The organism is Aestuariivirga sp. (genome assembly GCF_044239095.1).
Lineage (GTDB): Bacteria > Pseudomonadota > Alphaproteobacteria > Rhizobiales > Aestuariivirgaceae > Aestuariivirga.
Genome location: NZ_JBIICB010000032.1, coordinates 1 through 23,677 on the forward strand (window position 1 = coordinate 1; position 23,677 = coordinate 23,677).

Consider the following 23,677-nt stretch of genomic DNA (forward strand, 5'->3'; position numbering starts at 1 on the left):
TCACTTGCCAGATGTGTGGAGTGGCCGCAGGCGAGCCACATCCAGACGATCCAGGCCGCAAGACCCGGCTTCACATCGGTCATATCGTCGACAAGTCCATGGGGGGCACCGACGACTATTCAAACCTTCGCGCTATCTGCTCCGTCTGTAATGAAGGTGCAGCCAACTTGACAGCTGACCGGCCTACAGCCCTCAAACTTCTGGTGCAAATACGTCGATCTTCCGCAACCGAACAGGTCGAAGTCCTGAAGTGGCTTGTGACGAAATATCCCAAGCAGGCGAAATCGCTTCTGGATGACAGACAAGATTAGTAACTCTGAGCGGTCCTGGAATATGTCGGTGATCCGCTCAACCGGCATGAAGCCCGAAATGCTGGTCCGATCCCTCGTCCACCGCATGGGCTACCGCTACCGTCTCCACGCCAAGGACCTCCCTGGAAAGCCCGATCTCGTCTTCCGGCCCCGAAAGAAAGTCATCTTCGTCCACGGATGCTTCTGGCACCAGCATGCCAAGGAAGACTGCAAAGATGGCCGACAGCCGAAATCGAATACAGGGTACTGGTCACCAAAGCTCGCCCGCAACGTGGAGCGGGATGCATCCAATGTGGCGGCGCTCCAGGCTGCCGGATGGCGGGTCCTCGTTCTGTGGGAATGCGATGTGTTGAAGGGCGGCTCCAGGCTTCAGGAGCGCATCCGCAAGTTTCTCGGCTAGCGCCGCAACCAGCCCCCCGTGGCGGCCCAGAATATCCAGCACCCCGCCCCCGACAGTCCCCAGCCCCGCAATCCCCAGCTGCAACGCCTTGCTCATCCGACACCCGCGAAACGGTGAATCTTCCTCAACTGCCGCGTCGTATGGCGGGAGACGGGCGGGATGGCAAGGAAGAGGGAGCAGCGTTTGACCCCACACGTGGCATCGTCGTCATATTGTTGTATCCCCATTTGGACTTCACAAGGCGTCACTCCCATATGGCGTCACCCCGGCGAAGGCCGGGGTCCAGCTTCGTGCGCCCACAGCGGGATCCCGGCCTTCGCCGGGATGACGGCCTCATGTGATGATGCAAACGCTTCTCGCACTGCAGCATCCCGCCCCCTCCGCATTACCAATTTGCCTTTCAGGCAGAGACATTTACAGTTCTGCCATATTCGCCCATCAAGAGCAGGCTATGACTGATTCAAGGTCCCAGACGCCGCAGCCACCCGCCCAATACACCCTCGCCGATCCGGTGCAGTTCGCGCAGAACATGGCACGCGTGTTCGAGCAGGCAGCCCAGATCGCCAGGCTGGTGGCGGAGCGGCCGCAGCCCACCTTGCAAGAGGCCGAAACCCAGCTCACCCCCATGGAGCAGGTGACGAAGACGCTGGGCACCGTGGCGCAGGCCTATATGAGCGACCCGCAGAAGCTGATGGATGCCCAGATGCAGCTGTGGAATTCCTACACGCAGCTTTGGCAGAACGCCTGGTCCCGCGTGCTGGGCCAGCATACCGCGCCGGTGGCGGAGCCCGCCCGCTCCGACAAGCGCTTCAAGGACAAGGACTGGCAGGAGCACGCCGTCTTCGACTTCCTCAAGCAGTTCTACCTCATCTCCGCCAACTGGGCGCAAGAGATGGTGAAGAATGCCGAGGGCGTGGACGAGCACACCCGCCACAAGGCGCGCTTCTATGTGGAGCAGATCGCCAACGCCGTCTCGCCCTCGAATTTCGCCATCACCAACCCGGAGGTGTTGCGCACAACGCTCGCCACCAATGGCGCCAACCTCATCGAGGGCCTGAAGCACCTGCAGGAAGACATGCAGACGCCGGACGGGCGGCTGCGCATCAAGCAGACGGACATGACGGCCTTCGAGATCGGCCGCAACATCGCCATGACGCCGGGCAAAGTCGTGTTCCGCAACGAGACCTTCGAGCTCATCCAGTATTCACCGACGACGGCGGAGACCTATGCCTATCCGCTGGTCATCTTCCCGCCGTGGATCAACAAGTTCTACATCCTGGACCTCAACGCGAAGAAGTCCTTCGTCAAATGGGCAGTGGACCAGGGCCTCACCGTGTTCATCGTCTCATGGGTCAATGCGGATGAGAGCCAAGCCCGCAAGAGCTTCTCCGACTACATGCGCGAGGGGTTCCTGGAGGCGATCCAGGCCGCGCAGGATGCGACGGGGGCGGAGAAGGTCAACGTCATCGGCTATTGCATCGGCGGCACGCTGACGGCCGCCTCACTCGGCTGGATGGCCGCACAGAACGACAAGAGGGTGAACGCCGCCACCTTCTTCACCACGCAGGTTGATTTCGAGAAGGCCGGAGACCTGCTCGTCTATGTTGACGAGGAGCAGGTGAAGTGGATCGAAGGCCGCATGAAGGACAAGGGCTACCTTCCCGGCGCGCGCATGGCGGATGCCTTCAACCTGCTGCGCTCGAATGACCTGATCTGGTCCTATGTCGTCAACAACTACATGCTGGGCAAGGACCCGATGCCCTTCGACCTGCTCTACTGGAATGCGGATTCAACCCGCATGCCTGCGGGTGTGCATTCGTTTTATCTTCGCGAATGCTACATGGCAAATAAGCTGGCCCAGGGCAAGATGGTGCTCGACAACGTCCGCATCGACCTGAAGAAGGTGAAGATGCCGGTCTACAATCTTGCCGCGCGGGAGGACCATATCGCGCCACTTGCTTCGGTCTTCCGGGTCGGGCGCTATTTCGGCGGCCCCACGCGCCTTGTCGTCTCGGGCTCCGGCCACATCGCGGGCGTGGTCAATCCGCCCGACGCCAACAAGTACCAGTACTGGACCAATGACAAGCCCGCCGCCACCCACGAGGAATGGCTCAAGACCGCCACCGAGCATCCCGGCTCCTGGTGGCCGGACTGGGCGGAGTGGATTGCCGGCAAATCCGGACCCAGGGTCAAGGCGCCCACCCCGGGCAGTGGCAAGCTCAAGGTCATCGAGGATGCGCCGGGCACCTATGTGAGGGTAAAGGCCGAACCATGAAACCGATTCTCCCCCTCTTCGCCGCACTCTTTCTTGCCGCCACACCGGCCCTCGCCCAGGACGAGGCCGCGAAAATCGCCGAAGGCAAACGCCTCGCCGAGATCAACTGCACCAAGTGCCACAATATCGAGGCCGAGGGCGAAAGCCCGCTCACCGACGCGCCGCCCTTCCGCGAAATCGCCAAGAATTATGACGAGATGGAACTGGTGGACGGCTTCATGGAAGGCCTGGCCGTGCGCCATCCGCTGATGCCCGACTGGGACGTGACGGAACCGCAGGCCGAGGAACTCGCCGCCTTCGTGATGAGCCTCGGGTCCGGCGCGAAAACCGCAAGCGACCCGGTGGTGCAGGGTTTCGATCTGCTCCGCGCCAATTGTGCCGGATGCCACGCCATCGATGCGGACAGCCGCTCGCCAGAGGAAAAGGCGCCCCCCTTCCGCGACGTCGTCAAGAAATACGATCCCTCAGCCCTCGAGGAGGCCCTTGCCGAGGGAATCGTGACGGGACATGAGCAGATGCCGCAGTTCGCCTTCGAACCGGAACAGGTCACGGCCATTGTGGCCTATCTCGACACGCTGAAGGCGCAATAGAGCCTAAACCCGGGTTATAGACCGCTCATCCCGGGTCCTGAAGGTTGCAGGCTAAACCCCGGGCCAATGGCGCGGCCCTCCATCCTCGTGCATCGAGCCTCTGTCCGCTGAATGAAGCGGTCGTCAACACCAAGAGGTTACGATGAATATCAGGATGTCAGGTCTCGCCATCGCCGTTCTCGCGCTTTCGGCTACATCTGCCTTTGCGGACGTGGACCTCACGCCCGAGGTCAAGACCAAGATCGAGGACATGCTCAAGGCGCAGGGTTACGAGGTCGGCAAGATCAAGGTCGAGGACGGCCTCTACGAAGCCTATGTCAAGAAGGGTGACGAGAAGATCGAGCTCTACCTCAACGAGAAGCTCGAAATCGTCAAGAAAGCCGGAGAAGGCGAAGACGAGTGAGATGACCCCGGGGCGCATGAGACCCCATGCGCCCCATCGCTACCGGAGATAATCACATGACCATCGAAAAAGTCTGGGATCCCTTCATCAGGGTTTTCCACTGGTCCCTGCTCATCCTGATGAGCGCCAATGCCTTCGTGCTGGACGATGAAAGCAAGTTCCATCGCTGGGTGGGCTATACGGTCGCCGGACTTGTCGCCGCCCGTATCGTCTGGGGCTTCGTGGGCCCGCGCTATGCCCGGTTCTCGAGCTTCCCGCCAAGCGCCCGCGGCAGCGTGGAGCAACTGACGGATCTGGCGAGCGGACGGCGCAGGATCCACCTGGGACACACGCCGCTCGGCGCTCTCATGATCTACAACCTGATCCTGTCGATCGCCGTCATCTGCCTCTCCGGCTATCTCATGACGACCGACATGTTCTGGGGCGTCGAATGGCCCGAGGAGGTCCATGAGGCAGCCGTCACCTGGGTCAAGATATCGGTCGTCCTTCATGTCGCGGCCGTGGTCATCGAAAGCATCAGGACGAAAGTCAACCTTCCGCGCGCCATGGTGACGGGCTATAAGAAGCTCCCGTAATCTGACAGCGTACACAGCATGAAGACCGGCGTTCCGAACCTCGTTATCGCTCTGATCGGGGTACAGGTTGCCTGTGCCGCGATCTTTCTCCTGGACGTGATCAAGGACGTCCAGGAACCGGGGGCGGAGGCCTGGCACCTCGTGCCAGAGGCGCTGGCCGCAGTCGCCCTGCTCATCGGCATCGCATTCGAAATCATCTATCTGCTAAATCTCCTGCAGCGCAAGGCCAGCCTTGAACGCAGCGTCGGGATGGCCTCCGCCCAGCTTCAGGACATTATTCAAAGCCACTTCGACAGCTGGAAGCTGACTGCGAGTGAGCGCGACGTCGCCGCCCTGATGATCAAGGGACTGAGCATTTCAGAGATCGCTGGCGTAAGGGGTTCGGCAGACGGCACCATCAAGGCGCATCTGAACGCCATCTACCGCAAGTCCAACGCCCGCAACCGCGCCGAGGTCCTGAGCCACATCATGGATGCACTGATCGACAAGCCGCTGCTGGAGTCCGCGAAATAGCCTGCATGCCAGTGGCATGTCATCCCATCCGGCCTGACCACAGCCCGCCAAGCCTGCCGTTGTCGGCCAACAGCAACAGTCCGGCGAACGCCCAACCGGCGGCCACACCAATGAGTGACCATTTGAGACGAAGGCGGATGAACGGCGGTATGTAGACGCCACCACGGCACAAACCCGGCGCAGGTTCCATGACCTAAAAAGCAGAAGGGCCCCGTTTCCGGGGCCCTTCCAAAAAGAAACAGTAAAGACTGCTTCGGACTTAACGCTTCGAGAACTGGAAGCTGCGGCGGGCCTTGGGGTGGCCGTACTTCTTGCGCTCGACCATGCGGGGGTCACGCGTGAGGAAGCCGGCTTTCTTGAGGGCAGCGCGGAGTTCAGGCTCGAAATAGGTGAGCGCGCGGGCAAGCCCGTGGCGGACAGCGCCAGCCTGGCCGGAGAGGCCGCCGCCGGCGACCGTGCAGTCGACGTCGAGTTCGGTGACGCGGTTGGCCGTCACCAGCGGCTGCTGGACGAGCATGCGGAGAACCGAGCGGGCGAAATAGGTCTCGATCGGCTTGCCGTTGACCGTGATCTTGCCCTTGCCGCGCTTGATCCAGACGCGCGAGGTGGCGTTCTTGCGGCGGCCGGTGGCATAGGCCCGGCCCAGGGCGTCGATCTTGGGCTTGGCGGGGGCAGCGGCTGCGGCCGAGGTTGCCGGGGCAACGCCCATGGCCTGGCCGAGGTCTGCGAGGGATTTGCGTTCAGCCATGATCAGCCTCTTACCGCATTCTTGGGGTTCATTGCCTTGATGTCGAGCGGCTTGGGGTTCTGCGCGTCGTGGGGATGCGCGGCGCCGCCATAGATCTTGAGATGTGTCATTTGCTGGCGCTTCAGCGGGCCGCCCGGCATCATGCGCTTGACGGCGAGTTCGAGCACGCGCTCGGGGAACTTGCCCTCAAGGATCTTGCCGGCATTGCGCTCCTTGATGCCACCGGGGAAACCCGTGTGGTGGAAGTAGCTCTTCTGCTGGCGCTTCTTGCCGGTGAAGTGGATCTTCTCGGCATTGATGACGACGACATGGTCGCCGCAATCCATGTGAGGCGTGAAGGTCGGCTTGTGCTTGCCGCGCAGACGGTTGGCGATGATGGCCGCCACGCGGCCAACAACGAGCCCTTCGGCGTCAATCAGCACCCAGTTCTTCACGATGTCCTTGGCTTTCGCCGAATAGGTTGTCATCTGATTGTCTCTGGTGTTACGGGGTCAAAGATCAGGAGCGCCCGGACAAAGCCCCGGCACCCCGCTCAATGCCGGGCTGATTATGCCGGTGCTGCCAGGCTGTCAAGGAAAACCCCATGATCCCGGGCGGATTTCTCTTGTGGTATCATATTACCACACACTTTCGTCCTGTCACGAAATCGTCCTTTCATCGCTGCATGGCATGGCATAGACTTCACCGTGACGGGGAAAGCAGATGACAGATCGCGGTTGCGTTACGGTTTTGGCCCTGGCGGCACTCTTGTGCCTGCCGGCCCTTCGGCCTGCCAATTGCTCGGTGCCGGAGCGGATGATGGCCCAGGCGGCGTCGCCTCTTGAGGTTCCCCCAGCCCCCTCGCCTGCCACGCCACCGCAGCCGCCCGCACCCGCTGAAACGCCCGGGGAACCCAGCGGGGGCCTCGAGAACGAGGACGGCGACACGCCCGATGAGGAGTTGAGCCTTGGTGAGATCCCCCTCATCGAGACGATCGAGCTTACGCCCGATCTGGCGAAGCGCTCACTCGACAGCTACATTGCTGCCAGGGAAAAATTCGTGAACTCGGATCTCGAGCAATACGAGGACCTGCAGGAATTCGTCGACCGCACCGAAGAGGGCAAGTCTTTCGAGGCAGACATCAAGGCGGCGGGTTTTGCCAATGTGAACGACTGGAACATCGCCATCACCACGCTGGGCCTCGCCTATTCCAGCGTCGTCGATGACCAGACACCGGACCTGTTACTGCAGATCGAGGAAATCGAGCAGGACACCGAGATGGCTCAGGACATCAAGGACAGGATGATCAAGGCACTGAAGGCCCTGATCCCGTCCGGCAACAACCGGAAGGTGATCGAGGACCTGCTCAACGACCCCATCTATGGCGGAAAGCTCAAGCTTCTCGACACCGAGGAAGAATGACCGGCCTCCTTCTCGCCGTGGCCGAGGCTGGTGTCCTGCGGCTCACCCTCAATGATCCTGCCTCGCGCAACAGCCTCTCGGAAGAGATGATGGCCGAACTCCAGACTGCGCTGGAGGCCGCCGCCGCGGACCGCGCGGTGCGGGTGATCGTTCTGGCCGCCACGGGCCCGGCCTTTTCATCTGGGCATAATTTGAAGGAAATCACTGCCCGCCGCCAGGATGCCGACAAGGGTGCAGCCTATTTCGCCGCGCTGTTCGACAGCTGCGCGCGCCTGATGATGCAGGTGGTGAAGAGCCCGAAGCCCGTCATCGCCGAAGTGGCGGGGCTGGCCAGCGCTGCAGGCTGCCAGCTCGTTGCCACATGCGATCTTGCGGTGGCGGCGGACACCGCGCGTTTCTGCACGCCGGGTGTGAACATCGGGCTGTTCTGCTCCACACCCATGGTGGCGCTGGCGCGCAACCTGTCTACCAAGCACGCGATGGAGATGCTGCTGACGGGCGACATCTTCGATGCGCAGGAAGCCTATCGGATGGGCCTTGTCAACCGCGTGGTGCCTGCCAACGCACTCTCTGAAACGGTCTCGGGCCTGGCTGGAAAGATCGCCTCCAAGTCCATGGCCACCGTCCGCACGGGCAAGCATGCCTTCTACCGCCAGCTCGACTTGCCGCTCGAGGAGGCCTATGCCTATACGGCAAGGGTGATGACCGAGAACCTGCTCCAGCGCGATGCCGAGGAAGGAATATCAGCCTTCATCGGAAAACGTCCGCCGCAATGGACGGATGAGCCATAACGCAGCGACGGAGCAGTATATCCTGCCATGAACCATGACTCCTATTCGCCAGACCTCATCCGCTCCATCCTGCAGTCGGTGAAGACGATCGCCCTCGTGGGCGCTTCGAGCAATCCCGTGCGCCCGTCCTACTTCGTCCTGAAGTATCTGCTCGACAAGGGATATGAGGTTTTCCCGGTCAACCCGGGCCTCGCCGGCCAGGAGCTTCTCGGCCGGACCGTCTACGGGTCACTTAAGGACATTCCGAAACCCATCGACATGGTCGACATCTTCCGCAACTCGGAAGCCGCAGGTCCGATTACCGAGGAAGCCTTGGCGCTCGATCCCCTGCCAAAGGTGATCTGGATGCAACTCTCCGTGCGCAACGATGAGGCCGCAGCGAAGGCGGAAGCGGCGGGCCTCCAGGTGGTGATGAACCGCTGCCCGAAAATGGAATACGGCAAGCTGTCAGGCGAGTGGGCCTGGGTCGGCGGCCATTCGGGGATCATCTCGTCCCGCAAGCAGGCCCTTCATGAAAGCGGCAAGATGCAGAGCCTCGGACTTGGCCCCCGCAAGGGCTACTGATTGATCCAGCACAAGGCAGCACGGCATGAACGGGGCACACTAGCCAGGCTTAGAGCATAGGAGTCTTAGGGATTGTTACGCATTGGGTGTCATGAAAAGAGCAGGATAGCTCCGGCATCGCTCACTGGTTATTGTGATTGACCCATGCCGAAGATAGCACAAGTTGGCTGTGGATTATGGGGACAGAAAATTCTCCACGAATTAGTCATCCTGGGCCAAAGCGTCGATATCTACGATCTTAATCCCATGCGCGAGGCGGCTGCTCTCAAAATTGGCGCGGCTGCCTTCTACGAGCACTGGACCGGCCTGGCGGAATACGACGGCGTGATCTTGGCGACACCGTCGTCTACTCACAGGCATTTGCTTGAACAAATCCTGCCTTTCGCCATACCCGTTTTCGTCGAGAAGCCCCTGACCACGAGCCTGCAGGACGCACTGGCGCTCGAACGATATCGGACAGACAAGCTCTTCATGATGCATACGTGGATCTACCATCCAGCAATTCTGATGCTTGGGGAAATTGCCCGCTCAGGAGAATTGGGGGCCCTTCTTGGGTTGCGTTCCACGCGTGGCAATTGGACCAGTCCGCGAAAGGACACGGACACAGTGTGGAATCTCGCGCCGCATGACCTTACGATCGCAAAGATAATCATGGGCGGAATTCCAGAACCGCGCTGCGCTGTTGCCGAGAGGCATGATGGAAAGATAAGGTCCTTTACTGCCATTCTTGGGAAATCACCCTCCTTTGTCTTCGAAGTCTCGAACCGTTATGAACAGAAGATCCGGGAGGTGAGGGCGAACTTCGAACGGGGGATCGCTGTTTTCGAAAGCGATGAGTTGGGAGCGATCAAGATACTGCATGGGGATGCTCAGAGCGAAATCGAGGATGTGCAGGTTGAGTATAGAAGATACCCCGATGTGACAGCCCTTCGCCTGGAACTTCAGGAGTTTGTCAGCCATCTCGGCGGCGGCCCCGCTCCCCGGTCTTCATTTCAGGATGGCCTGGAGATCGTGAAAACGATAGATAAGCTCATAGAACTCGCAGGAGAGTGAGTGTGAAGGCCCGTCAAGCAACGGTCATTATTCCAACCACCGGTGACAGGGGAGATCTGCTCCGCTTTTCCGTCGCGAGCGTGCGCAATCAGACTGTCCAGGACTTCGAGGTCCATATCATAGGCGATGGCGTATCAAGCGCTGCACGCGATGTCATCGCGGAATTGACAAGAGATGACTCACGGATTTTCTTTCATGATTTTCCCAAGCACGAACGCCGGGGTGAGCCCTACAGACATCAGGTAATCAAGCATTCCAGCGGGAGAAATATTTTCTACCTGTGTGACCGGGACTTGATGCTCCCAAATCACATCGAGACCCTGTGCGCACTGCTGCGGAATTATAACTTCGCCTCCACCTCCCATATCAACGTCGGAAAAGACAAGCGGCTGACCATCAATCAACAGGTTGGCTATTTTGGGCCCGGATCGCAGGTTGAAGCCCGGAGCCGGCTGGTCGGGAACCTGTCATGTGTTGCTCATTCGCGCGAGATGTATGATCGCCTTGCATTTGGCTGGCGCACGACGCCCATCGGTAAGGCGACCGACATTCATATGTGGGAACAGTTCATTGCACATCCTGCGTGCAGAACTTTCTCGTCACCGAGGCCCACAGTAATGTACTTCAAGCGAGGGGATCACCCGGGAGACCCGGTCGAAGAGCGCGCAAGGGAACTTGCTTTCTGGTCTGAGATCATTTCAACCCACCAGGGGATTGATGACGTTTTCTGGACTGCGCTTGGTGGGTTAATGCTGGAACGGCGCGAACTCGCCAGATTCCGGACCTCCGTTATCAAGGACCGTCAGGAATCGAAGCCCTGAGTTTCGCGACAGTGGAAAAGCTTTCGGCGCGCTCAGACAAGATGGGGTTGATGTCTGGCCAGTTTATTCCAAGATCAGAGGCGGTCCAAGAAACACCCCAATTATCATCTTTTCCATAGTCCGAATAGGACTCTGACACCGCCTGCACATGTGTCGAGGTCTCGAAGAAGTACCAGCCATGAATGAGGCCCCGAGGGAACGCGAGCGCAGCGAGATCATCGCCGAACAGTTCAAAAACTGAAACGACGTTCTCGGATGGTGAGCCTGACCGGATATCCTTGAGGGCCACGATGCAATGACCCTTGACCAGGCAAAAGAATTCATCATGCCTGCGGTGGAAATGCATGCCCCTCAGAACATTCGCTTCCGATTCCACAATACTCCACTGCACCGGATCAATGACCGTGCCCCACTCGTCTCTGAAGAATTCGGAGAAGGATCCACGGCGGTCCGTGTGCCTTTTTAGCTTTTTCAGAGAGACCTGCCATATGTCTCCACCGTCAACAAGCCTCGACATCTTGGTCTCACTGATCATCGCACGGTGGCCCGCTTGGCCATGTGCTTCAGAAGTTTGAGGCTGCTCATCGGCCCGTCGCAATCACTGGACATCATAACCCCCAATGAATAAAGGATTGATATATACGAATGTATCTCGCAATCAAGTCATCTGTCCCCAGAAACTTGCATTATGCCACCCCACATGAAACACGCGCGTGAGCCCAGTCTCTGAGGGCGATGGACATGTTCCGCCACGGTTGGTCAATGGGTTTATTCCAGGCGAGTTTCTGCAAGATCTGCGCCAGCTTAGCGCGCGCTCCAACGAGATGGAGTCAACTGATCAAGAAAAACTCAAGCAAGATCAGAGGCTTGAGCATGATCTTGCCGCAAAAGTGGCTTCCACCTTTGCGGATCTTGTTCGAACAGCTCAATTGTCGTTTGCGGGCCGCCGCGTTAAGATCGTTCCCACAGCAGTTCATGGGAGACGACAATGGCTGAGAGAACACCGGGCTTCGATACGCTGGCCCTGCACGCGGGCACCGCCCCCGACCCGTCGACGGGTGCACGCATCACCCCCATCTACCAGACGACGGCCTTCGTCTTTGACGACGTGCAGCACGCGGCAGATCTGTTCGCGCTGCGTGCCTTTGGCAACATCTACACCCGCATCATGAACCCCACACAGGGGGCGCTGGAAGGCAAGGTCACCGCACTCGAGGGCGGCACGGCATCGCTGGCGGTGGCATCCGGCCACTCAGCACAGCTTCTGGCCTTCCACACCATGATGCAGCCGGGCGACGAATTCGTGGCCGTCCGCCAGCTCTACGGCGGCTCGATCAACCAGTTCAGCCATTCCTTCAAGTCGTTCGGCTGGCATGTGGTCTGGGCAGACGCGGAAGACATCTCCTCGATCGAGAGGGCGCTCTCCCCCAAGACCAAGGCCATCTTCATCGAATCAATCGCCAATCCGGGCGGCCGCATCACGGATATCGCCGCTGTGGCGAAGATCGCCCAGTCGGCCGGCATTCCCCTCATCGTCGATAACACGCTGGCGACCCCCTATCTCTGCCGGCCGATCGAGCATGGCGCAAACATCGTGCTGCACTCCCTCACCAAGTTCATGGGCGGGCATGGCAACTCGATGGGCGGCGTCATCGTCGATGCGGGCAACTTCGACTGGTCGAAGTCCGGGCGCTATCCCCTGCTGTCGGAACCCAATGCCTCCTATCACGGGCTCCGCCTGCACGAGACCTTCGGCAACATCGCCTTCGCGATCGCTGCGCGCGTGCTCGGCCTTCGCGACCTGGGCCCTTCCATCGCGCCGCTCAACGCCTTCCTGATCCTCACCGGCATGGAAACGCTGAGCCTGCGCATGCAGCGCCATTGCGACAATGCGCTGAAGGTGGCGCAGTGGCTGAAGAAGCACCCGAACGTGGCCTGGGTCAATTACGCCGGCCTTGCCGATGACAAGCACCATGCACTGGCCCAGAAATACTGCCCGAAGGGTGCAGGCGCGGTGTTCACCTTCGGCCTCAAGGGCGGCTACGACGCGGGCGTGAGAGTTGTGTCCTCGGTGAAGCTGTTGTCGCACCTCGCCAACATCGGCGACACGCGCTCGCTGATCATTCACCCGGCCTCGACCACCCACAGCCAGCTCAGCGCCGACCAGCTGAAGCTCGCCGGCGCCACCCCCGACGTCGTGCGCCTGTCGATTGGCATCGAGGACCCAGAGGACATCATCGCCGATCTCGACCAGGCGATTTCCTGACAACAGCGGATAGCCGGGTTCGCCCGGCTATCCCTCCCCGCGGCAAAGCCTTCAGGCGGTGGCAGGCCTCAGCACAGGGCGCTTAGCCCCGCTCAGCACCACATGGAGGTTCCAGATGGCAGCCGCCAGCACTACAAGCGCGCCGCCCTGGTGCACCAGCCCCAGCCACAGTGGAACGGCCCACAGCAGCGTCCAGATGCCGAACACCACCTGCAGGCCGACAGCGGCAAGCAGGATGTAACTCGTGCGGCTCTGCGCGAGATAGGCATAGCCCACCACCAGCCCGACGATCACATAGGCGAAGATCCGGTGGTTGAACTGCACCGTCATGGCGTTCTCGAACAGGTTGCGCCACCAGGGCTCGCCTACAAAGAGGCCCGTGGGCACCCATGCGCCATCCATCAGCGGCCATGTGTTGTAGCCGAAGCCCGCATCGAGGCCCGCCACGAAGCCGCCCGCGGCAACCTGCAGCAGAACCGCGCCGATGATGGCCACAGCCAGCCATTCCTGCCCGCCTGCGGGCGCGCGGCGGCGGCGGCCAAGCCCCAAGGCCACCCAGAGAATGGCGCCGAAGATCACGGTGGCCAGTGTCAGGTGGGCAGCGAGGCGGTATTGGCTGACGTCCACCCGGTCCACGAGGCCGGAGGCGACCATGTACCAGCCGAGAGCGCCCTGGAGCCCGCCGAGCACGAACAGGACGGCGCAGCGCAGCGCAGTCTTCGCATTCAACGAGCCCGTCAGCGCGAAATAGGCAAAGGGCACGAAGAAGGCGAGGCCGATGATGCGCCCGAAGAAGCGGTGCGCCCATTCCCACCAATAGATGAACTTGAAATCGGCAAGGCTCATGCCCTTGTTGACGAGCTGATACTCGGGGATCTGCCGGTACTTCTCCAGCGCCTCAAGCCACTGGGCCTCGGTCAGCGGCGGTATGGCGCCAAGCAGCGGCTGCCACTCGGTGATGGAGAGACCACTGTCGGTGAGGCGCGTAGCCCCGCCAACGATGACCATGCAGAAGACGAGGGCGGCGACGCCCAGAAGCCACGCCCGCACATAGCCAAGCGCGGCCGACTGCCGGGGATTGAGGGTTTCGTCGTTCATGATGCTTCGCAATACGGTCACGAAGCCCGCCGGTTCAAGTGATGAAGCGCCGCAGCCGGGAACCCTTGCGGCAGCGCCCCTCCCGCCTTAACTCACCTGCCATGACACAGCGCACGCGCAAGGCGATCGGCACCTTCCTGATCGTGGCATTCATCATCGCCTACTCCCTCGTCATGATGGCGGTGGGCGGCGAGCTTGCGGTTGGCCGCGGGATTGCCGTCGAGATCATCTTCTACGCGATTGCCGGGCTGCTCTGGCTTCCGGTGGTCATGGGAATCATCCGCTGGATGGTCCGGCCTGATCCCGCGTGAGGCCTGTGGCGCTACCTCAAGGCCTCATCCTCAAACCCATAGAAGCGGATTGCGGCTTGCGTGTTGTCGTTCATGGCAGTGGTGACCGACTGAGGCGCGCTCGAAAACATGCGTGACGCCTGTGGCCTTCGGTGGACGGCATCAGCACGCGGCCACTCGATGGTGAGGGCGGCAATCCGCAGGCTGTTTACGCCGTGCTTTCGCGGGCGGCCGAACTGGGAAACCGTCTCGGCCTCAGCATCATTTGCTCCGGCCACGATTTTCAGAAGCTTCAGGCCGTCGTCCCGGCCAAGACGGAGGGCAATGTCCCCCGTAGCACCGGCATCGCGCAATGCATCCCCCAATCCGAGGGCGCCTTGCAGAAGTCCAATAAGACGCGGATCAACTTCACCGGGCATCGGTCTTCCTTTCGTCTCCATGTTTAGAGAAGTTTTACCTACGTATTTTCTCAAAATCACGCGCAATCTTATCGATCAGCCCCGGAATACCGCCGGTATGGTAAGCACAAGTCGTTAATTCCAAAGCCTTTTCTGGAGAAGGGCTGCCAGGCACGAAGCCCCCGCCGCCACAACTTTAAGTTTTTGCGAGCTCCTGCGGGCACTTGGGAACTTGGCAACGGGGTGAATGAAGCGTTTCGCAAACCCGTCGCATTGGCAGGGCGCAGTTTGCAGCCCTGAAAGCAATGCCCCCTAGAACGTCCCTTGATCGCAGTGCCTCCCGCAGGAGTATCAAGGTGAAGTTCCTGGCCCGTTACGTGAAGATCGAAAGCAGCCCCGTCACCACCGAGTACGGGCTGATCGCAAGCGCGCTGATGCTGGCCCTGCTCGCAGTCATGCCTATTCTCGCCAGCTCCATAACGGCAGCGATTGGCCGATAGAGCATGACCCACGACGACGCGGATGACATGTTTTCAGGGGGTTAAAGTGGTCCGAGCGACTGGATTCGAACCAGCGCCCCCTAACCCCCCAGAAGAGAGCCGACAGCTAGCTTATTGATTTACCGTGCTGTGCGTTGCGCCATTGTTCGTCTTACATTTGTATCTGTTCAGGGGTTTTTGCATCAATCCGTATCGCTCCCCTAACCGGAAAGGAAACGCATGAGTGAGACAATAGAGACGTATTTTGCCCGCCAGATCGACTGGAGCCGGGAGACATTTGGCCCCGACGAACGAACGCGCGGAGTCCTGGATCACATCAGGAAAGAGTTGGCCGAGATAGAAGCAAAGCCACATGACCTGAGCGAATGGATCGACGTTGTAATTCTCGCAATGGATGGTTTTTGGCGGCACGGCGGCACGGCTGACGATCTTCTTCCGGCACTGCTTGCAAAACAGCGCAAGAACATGGCCCGTCAATGGCCAGATTGGCGCACGGCTCCCAAAGATCGCGCCATTGAGCACGTCCGCGCCGCACTCCCAGAAGACAAGAATGAGTCATATTGTAGAGACGCTGAACAGAGGCGAAGGTTGTCTTGAGGAGGCTGGGCAAACCTGCATCAGCATGAACGCCGAGAGCGGGTGCCTCTGCGCTATTGCCGCCGACACCATCACGCGCCTCACCGCAGAGAACGAGAAGCGACGCTCCCTAACCGTCGAGCGCGTGTACGGCCACCACAGGAAGCCGGAATGACCGTTTCTGTATCTAAACCGTATACATTGGGGGTTAAAGTGGTCGGAGCGACTGGATTCGAACCAGCGACCCCTAACCCCCCAGATTAGTGCGCTACCGGGCTGCGCTACGCTCCGCCACGGCGGCAGGCTCTAGCACTCCTAACCGGAAAGCGAAAGGGATAATCGCCTATCTCGGCAGCGCGGGATCAAGGATCTTGCGGGCATCGCCGAGGTCACGCAGCGCGGCCCTCAGCATGTCGGCATGGCTTTCGGAAAGGCTTGTGACGACCTTCCCATCTCCTGTTTCAGCCGGCTGCAGCGAGAGAGCCAGCTGTGGTTCCGCCACCACTGGCTGGGCGCCAGGCTTGACGACGCGTGGAGCGGCCTTCGCCATGCCGGGCGGGGGTGCGGAGGCCATTTCGCCCTCGCGCTTTCTCGGCTCGATTTCGCCGCGCCCGACACCTGCCACATGGGCAGCGCCATCATCCTTCAAGATCTTCTGCACGCCACGGATGGTATAGCCTTCCTTGTAGAGAAGGCTGCGGATGCCCTTCAGCAGTTCGATGTCGCTGGGGCGGTAATAGCGCCGCCCGCCTGCCCGCTTCATCGGTTTGATCTGGCTGAAGCGCGTCTCCCAGAAGCGCAGCACGTGCTGCGGAACGTCGAGTTCCTCGGCAGCTTCACTGATGGTGCGGAACGCGTCGGGCGATTTTTCCACCTTGCCACTCCTTCTGGGGGCCGGCCTCCTGCCGGGGAGGTCAGTCTTCCTCGGAACCCCGTTCGAGGCCGTTGATCACGTTCTTCATCACCTGGCTGGGGCGGAAGACCAGCACGCGGCGAGGTGTGATCGGCACTTCCTCACCCGTCTTGGGGTTACGGCCGACGCGGCCGTTCTTGGCGCGGACCATGAATGTACCGAAGGATGAAAGCTTCACCGTCTCGCCCTGGACGAGGTGCTCGGCCATCATGTCGAGCATGCTCTTCACCAGATCCGCCGATTCGCTGCGCGACAGGCCGATCTGCCGGTGGACAGCCTCACTGAGATCGGCGCGCGTTAGCGTCTTGTCAGCCATTCTGAGCCCCCCTGCAATGCTGCGAAAACTACGGCGGTGGAGCCGGATGGTCAACCGAAATATTGGTCAACTCAAGGGCTTACGGCGGAAGCTTCAATAGCGGGCGAGGACCGCCCCCCAGGTGAAGCCACCACCCATCGCCTCGAACAGCACGAGATCGCCCTTGGCGATGCGGCCGTCCTTGACGGCGGTGTCGAAAGCCAGGGGGATGGAGGCAGCCGAGGTGTTGCCATGGCGGTCGAGCGTCATGACGATCCGGTCCTCACGGATGCCGAGCTTGCGCGCGGTCCCCTCCAGGATGCGGCGGTTGGCCTGATGGGGCACGAACCAGTCGACGTCGCCCGGCTGCACATTGGCCAGGGTCATTGCCTCTTCCATCACGGATGCGATGTTGACCACGGCGTGCTTGAAGACCTCGCGGCCCTCCATGCGCAGGTGCCCGACGGTCTTCGTGGTTGAGGGGCCGCCATCGACATAGAGCTTGTCATGGTAGCGCCCGTCCGATCGGATGCGGCTGACGAGCAGCCCGGGGCTTGCGGCAGTATCGGGGTGGGTCTCGGCCTTCAGCACCATGGCACCCGCACCGTCGCCGAACAGCACGCAGGTGCCGCGATCAGTCCAGTCCAGAATGCGGGAAAACGTCTCGGAGCCGATCACCAGCGCGCAGGCCGCCTGGCCCGCCTTGATCATCGCATCCGCGACGGTCAGCCCATAGACAAAGCCGGAGCACACCGCCTGCACGTCGAAAGCGGCCCCGCGCGTGATGCCGAGATCCGCCTGCACGAGCGTCGCGGTGGCGGGAAAAGTCTGGTCGGGCGTTGCCGTGGCAAGGATGATGAGGTCGACAGCGGACGCATCGAGTCCCGCATGCGCGAGCGCCCGCCGTGCAGCCTCAGCAGCGAGGGTGCGCGTGGTTTCGCCCTCGCTGGCAATGTGGCGGGCACTGATGCCGGTTCGCTCGACGATCCATTCGTCGCTGGTGTCGACGATCTTGCTCAGGTCCGCATTGGTCATGATGCGATGCGGAAGGGCTGACCCGCATCCTGCAATGACGGATCTGACGACAAGCCCTGGCTGCTGGTTCATAGGCTGGGTTCCGGTTGCTTGTCCTCGGCGGGGCCCGGCTCTCGCAGAAGCCCGGTCATGATCGCGACGTCCGTCTTGATCTTGCTCACGAGGTCGTTCTTCACCGTTTCGATGGCAACGTCGATGGCGGTCGCAAAGCCCAGCGCATCGGTGCCGCCATGGCTCTTCACCACCACGCCGTTGAGACCGAGAAACACGCCACCATTGTGTTTTCTGGGGTCCATGCGGTCCTTCAGTGCGGCAAAGGCGCCCGACGCCAGGACGGCGCCAATCTTCGACATGAGGGTGCGCGACAGGCAAAGCTTCAGATAAGTGGAAAGCTGCTTTGCCGTGCCTTCGGCCGCCTTCAGCGCGATATTGCCGGTAAAGCCCTCTGTCACCACCACGTCCACCGTGCCCTTGCCGATGTCATCACCCTCGACGAACCCGGCATATTCAATGGGAAGCCGCGACTCGCGCAGGATGCGGCCTGCCTCCCTCACCTGCTCGGCGCCCTTGATCTCCTCAACACCAACATTGAGCAAGCCCACCGTTGGCCTTTCAAGATCGAACAGGCAGCGCGCCATGGCCTCGCCCATCACCGCGAACTCGACGAGCTGGCTCGCATTCGCCCCGATGGTGGCGCCAACATCGAGGACAATGCTCTCGCTGCGCAGCGTCGGCCACATTGCGGCAATGGCAGGTCGCGAAATGCCGGGCAGCGTCTTGAGGATGAAACGCGCCATGGCCATCAGCGCGCCGGTATTACCAGCCGATACGGCGGCATCCGCCTCGCCCGTGCGCACGGCATCGATCGTCATCCACATGCTGCTCTTGCCGCGGCCCTGGCGCAGCGCCTGGCTGGGCTTGGCGTCCATGGTGACGAGCACCTCGGTATGGCGGATCTCGGCACGCTGCTTGAGCTTGGGATGGCGCTCCAGCAAGGGCGCGATGCGGCTGCGGTCGCCGACCAGCAGGAAACGGAGTTCGGGGTGGCGAATGGCGCACAGCGCTGCACCCGGGATCACCACCTCGGGCCCGGTATCACCGCCCATCGCATCGAGTGCGATGGTCAAATGTCTTCTCTCGTTCAAACTGTTGCCGATAGCTGCACCAAATGCCCGCCCCCGGCCGCTCCGGCCGGCATGTGATCCGTTGCAATAGGAGATCGGCCCGGAAAAGTCATTTCAAAAAGCGGGTGCCCGCGCGGAAGGCTACTTCTGCTTGTCCCGGGCAAGGACGGCAAACGGGGACGGATTTTCGCCCGGTGCTGCAGCATCCTCGACATGCTCGGCGAAGGCTTCACCCGGCTTGCGGGGATAAGGATCGAGGTCGAGCGCCAGGGTCTCGGCCACCACCTCCCCGATATCCACTATGCCCCCCTCGATCGGGTCCGCATCGTCCTCGCTCTCATTCACCACTACTGCGCCGGGCGGCAGGAAATAGCGCGACACGGGGATCGAGACCGTCTCACGAAAGGCTTCCAGGCTGATGACGGACACCTGCTCGATGTCAGCCGTCAGATGCCCCTCGAGCTTGATGCCGCCGCCGCGCCAGGGGGTTGCCCTGACTTCAGCGGAGAGTGCATGAATTGCCGGAATCTTCATGCGCTTTGCCAGCGCGGTGAGTTCACGGGGTTCGGCACGGAGCTTTTCGACGGAGCCTGCCTTCGGAACCCGGTCGGTCTGGAGCGGGCGTGAGAATTCAGGAACAGGCCTGGCATGCTTCATGGCGACGGCTCCTTGAAATGGATCACGCCTCCAGCGATGGCGGCTGTATCCTGCAAGGCGAGATGCGCACGCTGTTCCATGACGTGGGCCGAAAGGCGGCGCGGCCCTGCCTCCTCTTCAGGTCCGTCGGGAAACACATTGCGGGCGATGGCAGCCTCCAGTGCGCCCTCAGCGCCGCCCAGCGCCAGGTCATAGGCCGCAACGCGGCCATAGAACACCTCGGCCATCTTCCTCACTTTTTTGCCGACGGAGAGATCGCCCACGCCCATCTCGCGAAGCGAGCGGTCCATGTCGGCGAAGAGTTCGTCGACAAGGCCTTGCCGGAACGCCTGCTGCTCACCCTTGAGCCGGTCAAGCACAAGAAAAGCATGCAGCGAAATCATGTCAAAGCGCCCGTCCAGCGTGTCCGCCACACCCCAGTCGGCATAGAAGACAGGGTGCCGCGCGGCAGCCACAATTGCTTCGTAACAGCTTCGCTCGGAAGAGGTTGAGCGCCGGAAAAGTCGTTTCAGGATCATCGTATGGCTGCTAACGGACTTTGAGGTTGAACGGTTTCTTTAGCGATTACGCCAAAAATGGAATAAAGATTGCCGCCGATGCAGAAAATCAGCAGACGTTTCACCTCTATTTCACTCGCGGCGGCCGGGCTCTCCATCATCCTGGCCGGCTGCTCGCCGGAGGTTGAACATCGCGGCTATGTCGCCAAGCCGGGTGCTTTCAACCAGATCACCAACGGCATGTCAAAGATGGAAGTCGAGGGTATCCTGGGCACGCCATCCACCACGGCATCGATGCAGTTCAAGGGTGACAGCTACTACTACATCACGTCAATCACCACGAGCAAAGCTTTCCTGACGGAGGAAACCCAGCGCGAGGTCATCGCCGTCCGCTTCGACGAGGATGGCCGGGTGAGAAGCTTCGCACAATACGGCCTCGAGGATGGGCGTGTGATCGACGTCAACAGCCGCCAGAGCCCTGTCTACGGCGAAGACAACTCCTTACTCACGGCACTGCTGCGCGGCTCCAAGGGAACCCGGGCGGGTCCGATGCTTGGCGGCAAGATCTGAGGCGGCGTATCCTCACCCGATGGACCTGATTCTCAAGGGCGGACGCGTCATCGACCCCTCGCAGGGGCTTGATGGCATCATGGATGTGGGCTTCGCGGCGGGCAAGGTCGCGGCCGTGGCCCCGTCGCTCACGGGAAATGGCGCGGATGTCCGCGACGTGTCAGGCCGAATCGTTTCGCCGGGCCTGATCGACCTTCACACCCATGTCTATTGGGGTGGCACTTCGCTCGGCATCGATGCGGAAGAGTTCTGCCGCACATCGGGGGTGACCACAGCCGTCGACACCGGATCCGCTGGCCCTGGAAACTTCATGGGGTTCCGCCGCCACGTCATCGAACGCTCAGCCGTGCGCATTCTTGCTTATCTCCATGTAAGCCATGCCGGGATTTACGGCTTCTCGAACACCGTGATGGTGGGCGAGAGCGAAGACATCCGCCTGATGGACCCTGTCACCGCCGCGGAAGTGGCAGACGCCAACCGCGACGTGATCGTGGGCATCAAGGTGCGCGTCGGACGCCATGCCTCGGGCGACCAGGGCACGGCCCCGCTCGAGATCGCGCTGCAGGTGGCTGAGGAGACGGGCCTGCCGCTGATGGCCCATATCGACGAGCCGCCGCCGTCCTACGAAGAGGTGATCGCGCGCTTGCGGCCGGGCGATGTGCTGACCCACGCCTTCCGCCCCTTCCCCAACTCACCCGCCACCGTGCAGGGAACCGTGAAGCCCGCCGTGATCGCCGCAAGAAAGCGCGGCGTGTTGTTCGACATCGGCCACGGCATGGGCTCCTTCGCCTTCAAGACGGCGCGCGCCATGCTGGCCAACGGCTTCGCGCCCGACACCATCTCGTCCGACGTGCATTCCCTCTGCATCAACGGCCCGGCCTTCGATCAGGTCACCACCATGTCGAAGTTCCTCTGCCTCGGCATGAGCCTGCCCGAGGTGATCAAGGCCTCCACCGTCAACGCTGCCTTCGCATTGAAGCGGCCAGAGCTCGGCAGCCTGAAACCGGGCAGTGCAGGTGATGCAACGGTGCTTTCGGTCGAGGACGGCGCCTTCGATTATGTGGACGTCGTGGGCGAACACCTCGAGGGGAGCCAGCGGATCCTGTCGCGGGGCGTGGTGATCAATGGCAAATGGTGGCATCCCGCCTGAGCGGACCAGTTGATCGCAGCCAGCTCATGGCATGACGGCGGCCGCGATCTCTTCATAGGCGCCGGGTGCGGCGGCGATCAGGCTGTTGCCCTTGAAAAGCCCGTCATTGCTCAGAAAGTCGCTCACTTTCGCGCCCGCTCCTTCGCAAACGGCAATCGCCCCCAGCGCATCCCATGACCTGATGACGGGTTCGAAGAAACCGACGAGCCGCCCCGCCGCCACGTAGCACAAGCCCAGTGCGCCTGAGCCCTCGCGGTAAAACATGCCGCCCGCCTCGAGGAAGCGCGTGAAGCCCGGAAGGAACAGGTCAGGCCCGCTCTTCGGCGAATAGCCCGTGCAGGTGAGGCCATCGCGAATCGAGGCCGCGGGCGCGACACGGATCGGCTTGCCGTTCAGCGTCGAGGGGACATCGCGCCCGCCCGCGAACAGCTCATCCCGCGCGGGCGCGATCACGAAGCCGAACTGGATGACGCCGTCCTGCATATAGCCGATCGACACGCACCAGCTGGTGAGCCCGAGGCAGAAGGGCTGCGTGCCGTCGATTGGGTCCACCACCCAGATGCCCTGGCCTGGCGCGTAGGCCGTGGGCTCAGTCTCCTCGCCAAGGAAGGCATCCTGCGGAAAGGCCTTGGCGAGCCGGTCGCGGATCAGGAGCTCGGTGTTGAGATCCGCCTCGCTGGCGAGGTCCTGCGGGCCCTTGTTCTTGACTGTCAGCTGGTCACGCGCATTGAAATAGCCCAGCGCCTTGTCGCCTGCCTCGCGGATGAGGGAGAGGCCAAATTCATATCGTCCGTTCACTGACATTTCAATCCTTCCAGAGCCAGGCCGCCCCGCGCACGCCGCTCGCATCGCCATGCTTGTTTCTGAGAATGGGCGTGTGGAACACGGTGGAGAAGGTGCGCGCCGCAAGTGCGGGCGGGAGATCTTCATAAAGCTCATCGACATTCGACATGCCGCCGCCCATCACCAGCACATCGGGGTCGAGCGCGTTGACGACGGCCGCGAGCCCGCGTGCCACGCGGTCGATATAGCGCCGCCAGAGCAGGTTCGCGAGGTGGTCACCCTGCCGCTTCAGCGCCATGATCTCGGCGGCCTTCAGCTCCACGCCCTTGTGCTCGAAATACTACGCCTCGAAGGCGCGGCCAGACGCCCAGGTTTCGATGCAGCCGACGCGGCCGCAATAGCAGGGCTTGCCGGGGATTTCGGTGGTATCCGGAAAGGGCAGCGGATTGTGCCCCCACTCGCCGCCCGAATTGTTGGGCCCATGATGCGCGCGGCCATTGACGGCGATGCCAGCGCCCACGCCCGAACCGAGGATCACCGCGAAGACGACATTGTATCCTGCACCTGCCCCGTCCACCGCTTCCGAGGCCGCGAAGCAATCCGCATCGTTCTCGACCCTGATCTCACGGCCGAGCACCGCCTGCAGATCGGCCTCGACGGGCCGGCCCAGAATCCACGTCGAACTCGCCCCCTTGCCGAGGCGGCTCTTCGGTTCGAGTGATCCCGGAATGCCGATGCCGACACTCCCCCGCCGCCCGGTCTGCGCTTCGAGCGCCTCGATAACATTGCGAATGGTGATCAGGCAGCCGTGATAGTCATGCCGCGGCGTGGCCTCGCGCAGGCGTAACAACTCGCGCCCGTTCCGCTCCATCGCCACACCCTCGATCTTGGTGCCGCCCCAGTCGATTCCGATCAGCATGGTTCACCCATGTGGAAAGAAAAAATTGACGTCATCCCGGCCTTCGCCGGGATGACGCCACTCAAAAAAATGCCCCCGTCCGCTGAGGTGCGGGCGGGGGCTTGTCGCGTGACTCAGTGACCGGCGAGAACGGCCAGCAGCAGCAGCGCCACGATGTTGGT

Annotated in this window: 30 protein-coding genes, 1 tRNA gene and 1 pseudogene; 18 read left to right on the forward strand and 14 right to left on the reverse strand. The window is 61.5% G+C overall.

All coding sequences use genetic code 11. The features are described from left to right. From ACILRA_RS04880 to ACILRA_RS04910, 7 genes are all read left to right on the forward strand, one after another. Positions 1–311: HNH endonuclease (locus tag ACILRA_RS04880; RefSeq protein WP_395660970.1), on the forward strand; the 311-nt coding region annotated here is incomplete at its 5' end. A gap of 22 nt (positions 312–333) precedes the next feature. Next, on the forward strand, positions 334–711 hold the full coding sequence (locus ACILRA_RS04885; protein WP_395660999.1) for a very short patch repair endonuclease: 378 nt from the start codon (positions 334–336) through the stop codon (positions 709–711). A gap of 451 nt (positions 712–1,162) precedes the next feature. Next, positions 1,163–2,986, forward strand: coding sequence for a PHA/PHB synthase family protein (locus ACILRA_RS04890; protein WP_395660971.1), 1,824 nt, complete (start codon positions 1,163–1,165; stop codon positions 2,984–2,986). Continuing rightward, entirely contained in the window at positions 2,983–3,576 is a 594-nt protein-coding gene (locus tag ACILRA_RS04895; protein WP_395660972.1) for a c-type cytochrome, read from the forward strand. The genes ACILRA_RS04890 and ACILRA_RS04895 overlap by 4 nt, the downstream gene beginning before the upstream one ends. 142 nt (positions 3,577–3,718) lie before the next feature. Then, entirely contained in the window at positions 3,719–3,979 is a 261-nt protein-coding gene (locus tag ACILRA_RS04900) for a PepSY domain-containing protein (RefSeq protein WP_395660973.1), read from the forward strand. Positions 3,980–4,035: 56 nt separating this feature from the next. Continuing rightward, the gene (locus ACILRA_RS04905; protein WP_395660974.1) at positions 4,036–4,554 is read left to right on the forward strand and encodes a cytochrome b/b6 domain-containing protein; all 519 of its coding nucleotides are present in this window, start codon (positions 4,036–4,038) and stop codon (positions 4,552–4,554) included. An 18-nt stretch (positions 4,555–4,572) separates the two neighbouring features. Next, positions 4,573–5,067 (forward strand): LuxR C-terminal-related transcriptional regulator, encoded by a 495-nt coding sequence (locus ACILRA_RS04910; protein WP_395660975.1) that lies wholly within the window; start codon positions 4,573–4,575, stop codon positions 5,065–5,067. Positions 5,068–5,326: 259 nt separating this feature from the next. Here ACILRA_RS04910 and rpsI read toward each other — a convergent pair whose 3' ends face one another. Together rpsI and rplM are read right to left on the reverse strand one after the other, a co-directional pair. Then, a complete protein-coding gene (gene rpsI / locus ACILRA_RS04915) occupies positions 5,327–5,815 on the reverse strand; it encodes a 30S ribosomal protein S9 (RefSeq protein WP_395660976.1) in 489 nt (162 codons plus the stop codon). 2 nt (positions 5,816–5,817) lie between these two features. Next, positions 5,818–6,282: a 50S ribosomal protein L13 gene (rplM, locus tag ACILRA_RS04920; protein WP_395660977.1), complete on the reverse strand. Its 465-nt coding sequence runs from the start codon at positions 6,280–6,282 to the stop codon at positions 5,818–5,820. A gap of 235 nt (positions 6,283–6,517) precedes the next feature. Between rplM and ACILRA_RS04925 the strand changes: the two genes are divergently transcribed. The 5 genes from ACILRA_RS04925 to ACILRA_RS04945 all read left to right on the forward strand — a co-directional run bounded on the left by ACILRA_RS04925 (position 6,518) and on the right by ACILRA_RS04945 (position 10,445). Then, positions 6,518–7,216 (forward strand): hypothetical protein, encoded by a 699-nt coding sequence (locus ACILRA_RS04925; protein WP_395660978.1) that lies wholly within the window; start codon positions 6,518–6,520, stop codon positions 7,214–7,216. Then, on the forward strand, positions 7,213–8,007 hold the full coding sequence (locus tag ACILRA_RS04930) for an enoyl-CoA hydratase (RefSeq protein ID WP_395660979.1): 795 nt from the start codon (positions 7,213–7,215) through the stop codon (positions 8,005–8,007). Before ACILRA_RS04925 ends, ACILRA_RS04930 begins: the two co-directional genes overlap by 4 nt. A gap of 27 nt (positions 8,008–8,034) precedes the next feature. Continuing rightward, entirely contained in the window at positions 8,035–8,571 is a 537-nt protein-coding gene (locus ACILRA_RS04935; protein WP_395660980.1) for a CoA-binding protein, read from the forward strand. Positions 8,572–8,715: 144 nt separating this feature from the next. Then, a complete protein-coding gene (locus ACILRA_RS04940) occupies positions 8,716–9,624 on the forward strand; it encodes a Gfo/Idh/MocA family protein (RefSeq protein ID WP_395660981.1) in 909 nt (302 codons plus the stop codon). Between the two features lie 2 nt (positions 9,625–9,626). Further along, a complete protein-coding gene (locus ACILRA_RS04945; RefSeq protein ID WP_395660982.1) occupies positions 9,627–10,445 on the forward strand; it encodes a glycosyltransferase family A protein in 819 nt (272 codons plus the stop codon). Here the strand turns inward: ACILRA_RS04945 and ACILRA_RS04950 are convergent. Beyond that, complete coding sequence (locus tag ACILRA_RS04950) at positions 10,417–10,980, reverse strand: dTDP-4-dehydrorhamnose 3,5-epimerase family protein (protein WP_395660983.1); 564 nt, start codon at positions 10,978–10,980, stop codon at positions 10,417–10,419. The two genes, ACILRA_RS04945 and ACILRA_RS04950, sit on opposite strands and share 29 nt — an antisense overlap. Before the next feature lie 453 nt (positions 10,981–11,433). On the opposite strand from ACILRA_RS04950, the gene ACILRA_RS04955 reads away from it, so the two are divergent. Continuing rightward, positions 11,434–12,711, forward strand: a complete 1,278-nt coding sequence (locus tag ACILRA_RS04955) for an O-acetylhomoserine aminocarboxypropyltransferase (RefSeq protein ID WP_395660984.1) — start codon at positions 11,434–11,436, stop codon at positions 12,709–12,711. A gap of 51 nt (positions 12,712–12,762) precedes the next feature. Here the strand turns inward: ACILRA_RS04955 and ACILRA_RS04960 are convergent, their stop codons facing one another. Further along, positions 12,763–13,809, reverse strand: a complete 1,047-nt coding sequence (locus tag ACILRA_RS04960) for a COX15/CtaA family protein (RefSeq protein WP_395660985.1) — start codon at positions 13,807–13,809, stop codon at positions 12,763–12,765. A gap of 101 nt (positions 13,810–13,910) precedes the next feature. On the opposite strand from ACILRA_RS04960, the gene ACILRA_RS04965 reads away from it, so the two are divergent. Continuing rightward, positions 13,911–14,120 (forward strand): DUF2842 domain-containing protein, encoded by a 210-nt coding sequence (locus tag ACILRA_RS04965; protein WP_395660986.1) that lies wholly within the window; start codon positions 13,911–13,913, stop codon positions 14,118–14,120. 11 nt (positions 14,121–14,131) lie between these two features. Here the strand turns inward: ACILRA_RS04965 and ACILRA_RS04970 are convergent, their stop codons facing one another. Then, complete coding sequence (locus ACILRA_RS04970; protein WP_395660987.1) at positions 14,132–14,518, reverse strand: hypothetical protein; 387 nt, start codon at positions 14,516–14,518, stop codon at positions 14,132–14,134. A gap of 335 nt (positions 14,519–14,853) precedes the next feature. On the opposite strand from ACILRA_RS04970, the gene ACILRA_RS04975 reads away from it, so the two are divergent. Beyond that, a complete protein-coding gene (locus tag ACILRA_RS04975) occupies positions 14,854–14,997 on the forward strand; it encodes a hypothetical protein (protein WP_395660988.1) in 144 nt (47 codons plus the stop codon). 219 nt (positions 14,998–15,216) lie between these two features. Beyond that, a complete protein-coding gene (locus tag ACILRA_RS04980) occupies positions 15,217–15,594 on the forward strand; it encodes a dATP/dGTP pyrophosphohydrolase domain-containing protein (RefSeq protein ID WP_395660989.1) in 378 nt (125 codons plus the stop codon). Between the two features lie 193 nt (positions 15,595–15,787). Here the strand turns inward: ACILRA_RS04980 and ACILRA_RS04985 are convergent. From ACILRA_RS04985 to ACILRA_RS05015, 7 genes are all read right to left on the reverse strand, one after another. Further along, a tRNA-Pro gene (locus tag ACILRA_RS04985) sits at positions 15,788–15,864 on the reverse strand. 52 nt (positions 15,865–15,916) lie between these two features. Then, positions 15,917–16,447: a MerR family transcriptional regulator gene (locus tag ACILRA_RS04990; RefSeq protein ID WP_395660990.1), complete on the reverse strand. Its 531-nt coding sequence runs from the start codon at positions 16,445–16,447 to the stop codon at positions 15,917–15,919. 40 nt (positions 16,448–16,487) lie between these two features. Beyond that, positions 16,488–16,802, reverse strand: coding sequence for an integration host factor subunit alpha (locus ACILRA_RS04995; RefSeq protein ID WP_395660991.1), 315 nt, complete (start codon positions 16,800–16,802; stop codon positions 16,488–16,490). 93 nt (positions 16,803–16,895) lie between these two features. Next, positions 16,896–17,888, reverse strand: coding sequence for a beta-ketoacyl-ACP synthase III (locus ACILRA_RS05000; protein ID WP_395660992.1), 993 nt, complete (start codon positions 17,886–17,888; stop codon positions 16,896–16,898). Beyond that, entirely contained in the window at positions 17,885–18,943 is a 1,059-nt protein-coding gene (gene plsX / locus ACILRA_RS05005; protein ID WP_395660993.1) for a phosphate acyltransferase PlsX, read from the reverse strand. Before plsX ends, ACILRA_RS05000 begins: the two co-directional genes overlap by 4 nt. A 138-nt stretch (positions 18,944–19,081) precedes the next feature. Further along, positions 19,082–19,597: a YceD family protein gene (locus ACILRA_RS05010; RefSeq protein ID WP_395660994.1), complete on the reverse strand. Its 516-nt coding sequence runs from the start codon at positions 19,595–19,597 to the stop codon at positions 19,082–19,084. Then, entirely contained in the window at positions 19,594–20,115 is a 522-nt protein-coding gene (locus ACILRA_RS05015) for a ubiquinol-cytochrome C chaperone family protein (protein ID WP_395660995.1), read from the reverse strand. The genes ACILRA_RS05010 and ACILRA_RS05015 overlap by 4 nt, the downstream gene beginning before the upstream one ends. Before the next feature lie 78 nt (positions 20,116–20,193). Here ACILRA_RS05015 and ACILRA_RS05020 point away from each other — a divergent pair, with 78 nt between their 5' ends. Together ACILRA_RS05020 and ACILRA_RS05025 are read left to right on the forward strand one after the other, a co-directional pair. After that, positions 20,194–20,664: an outer membrane protein assembly factor BamE gene (locus ACILRA_RS05020; protein WP_395660996.1), complete on the forward strand. Its 471-nt coding sequence runs from the start codon at positions 20,194–20,196 to the stop codon at positions 20,662–20,664. A gap of 19 nt (positions 20,665–20,683) precedes the next feature. Next, entirely contained in the window at positions 20,684–21,814 is a 1,131-nt protein-coding gene (locus tag ACILRA_RS05025; RefSeq protein ID WP_395660997.1) for an amidohydrolase/deacetylase family metallohydrolase, read from the forward strand. Between the two features lie 24 nt (positions 21,815–21,838). Here the strand turns inward: ACILRA_RS05025 and ACILRA_RS05030 are convergent, their stop codons facing one another. Continuing rightward, a complete protein-coding gene (locus tag ACILRA_RS05030; protein ID WP_395660998.1) occupies positions 21,839–22,618 on the reverse strand; it encodes an inositol monophosphatase family protein in 780 nt (259 codons plus the stop codon). 1 nt (position 22,619) lies between these two features. Beyond that, positions 22,620–23,516, reverse strand: a pseudogene (locus ACILRA_RS05035) (ROK family protein). Between the last annotated feature and the right edge of the window lie 161 nt (positions 23,517–23,677).

What these genes read in the sequence shown, in the direction of transcription:
- ACILRA_RS04885 (WP_395660999.1), top strand. Translation starts at nt 334, where the DNA reads ATGTCGGTGATCCGCTCAACCGGCATGAAGCCCGAAATGCTGGTCCGA.
- ACILRA_RS04890 (WP_395660971.1), top strand. Translation starts at nt 1,163, where the DNA reads ATGACTGATTCAAGGTCCCAGACGCCGCAGCCACCCGCCCAATACACC.
- ACILRA_RS04895 (WP_395660972.1), top strand. Translation starts at nt 2,983, where the DNA reads ATGAAACCGATTCTCCCCCTCTTCGCCGCACTCTTTCTTGCCGCCACA.
- ACILRA_RS04900 (WP_395660973.1), top strand. Translation starts at nt 3,719, where the DNA reads ATGAATATCAGGATGTCAGGTCTCGCCATCGCCGTTCTCGCGCTTTCG.
- ACILRA_RS04905 (WP_395660974.1), top strand. Translation starts at nt 4,036, where the DNA reads ATGACCATCGAAAAAGTCTGGGATCCCTTCATCAGGGTTTTCCACTGG.
- ACILRA_RS04910 (WP_395660975.1), top strand. Translation starts at nt 4,573, where the DNA reads ATGAAGACCGGCGTTCCGAACCTCGTTATCGCTCTGATCGGGGTACAG.
- rpsI (WP_395660976.1), bottom strand. Translation starts at nt 5,815, where the DNA reads ATGGCTGAACGCAAATCCCTCGCAGACCTCGGCCAGGCCATGGGCGTT.
- rplM (WP_395660977.1), bottom strand. Translation starts at nt 6,282, where the DNA reads ATGACAACCTATTCGGCGAAAGCCAAGGACATCGTGAAGAACTGGGTG.
- ACILRA_RS04925 (WP_395660978.1), top strand. Translation starts at nt 6,518, where the DNA reads ATGACAGATCGCGGTTGCGTTACGGTTTTGGCCCTGGCGGCACTCTTG.
- ACILRA_RS04930 (WP_395660979.1), top strand. Translation starts at nt 7,213, where the DNA reads ATGACCGGCCTCCTTCTCGCCGTGGCCGAGGCTGGTGTCCTGCGGCTC.
- ACILRA_RS04935 (WP_395660980.1), top strand. Translation starts at nt 8,035, where the DNA reads ATGAACCATGACTCCTATTCGCCAGACCTCATCCGCTCCATCCTGCAG.
- ACILRA_RS04940 (WP_395660981.1), top strand. Translation starts at nt 8,716, where the DNA reads ATGCCGAAGATAGCACAAGTTGGCTGTGGATTATGGGGACAGAAAATT.
- ACILRA_RS04950 (WP_395660983.1), bottom strand. Translation starts at nt 10,980, where the DNA reads ATGATCAGTGAGACCAAGATGTCGAGGCTTGTTGACGGTGGAGACATA.
- ACILRA_RS04955 (WP_395660984.1), top strand. Translation starts at nt 11,434, where the DNA reads ATGGCTGAGAGAACACCGGGCTTCGATACGCTGGCCCTGCACGCGGGC.
- ACILRA_RS04960 (WP_395660985.1), bottom strand. Translation starts at nt 13,809, where the DNA reads ATGAACGACGAAACCCTCAATCCCCGGCAGTCGGCCGCGCTTGGCTAT.
- ACILRA_RS04965 (WP_395660986.1), top strand. Translation starts at nt 13,911, where the DNA reads ATGACACAGCGCACGCGCAAGGCGATCGGCACCTTCCTGATCGTGGCA.
- ACILRA_RS04970 (WP_395660987.1), bottom strand. Translation starts at nt 14,518, where the DNA reads ATGCCCGGTGAAGTTGATCCGCGTCTTATTGGACTTCTGCAAGGCGCC.
- ACILRA_RS04980 (WP_395660989.1), top strand. Translation starts at nt 15,217, where the DNA reads ATGAGTGAGACAATAGAGACGTATTTTGCCCGCCAGATCGACTGGAGC.
- ACILRA_RS04995 (WP_395660991.1), bottom strand. Translation starts at nt 16,802, where the DNA reads ATGGCTGACAAGACGCTAACGCGCGCCGATCTCAGTGAGGCTGTCCAC.
- ACILRA_RS05000 (WP_395660992.1), bottom strand. Translation starts at nt 17,888, where the DNA reads ATGAACCAGCAGCCAGGGCTTGTCGTCAGATCCGTCATTGCAGGATGC.
- ACILRA_RS05010 (WP_395660994.1), bottom strand. Translation starts at nt 19,597, where the DNA reads ATGAAGCATGCCAGGCCTGTTCCTGAATTCTCACGCCCGCTCCAGACC.
- ACILRA_RS05015 (WP_395660995.1), bottom strand. Translation starts at nt 20,115, where the DNA reads ATGATCCTGAAACGACTTTTCCGGCGCTCAACCTCTTCCGAGCGAAGC.
- ACILRA_RS05020 (WP_395660996.1), top strand. Translation starts at nt 20,194, where the DNA reads ATGCAGAAAATCAGCAGACGTTTCACCTCTATTTCACTCGCGGCGGCC.
- ACILRA_RS05025 (WP_395660997.1), top strand. Translation starts at nt 20,684, where the DNA reads ATGGACCTGATTCTCAAGGGCGGACGCGTCATCGACCCCTCGCAGGGG.
- ACILRA_RS05030 (WP_395660998.1), bottom strand. Translation starts at nt 22,618, where the DNA reads ATGTCAGTGAACGGACGATATGAATTTGGCCTCTCCCTCATCCGCGAG.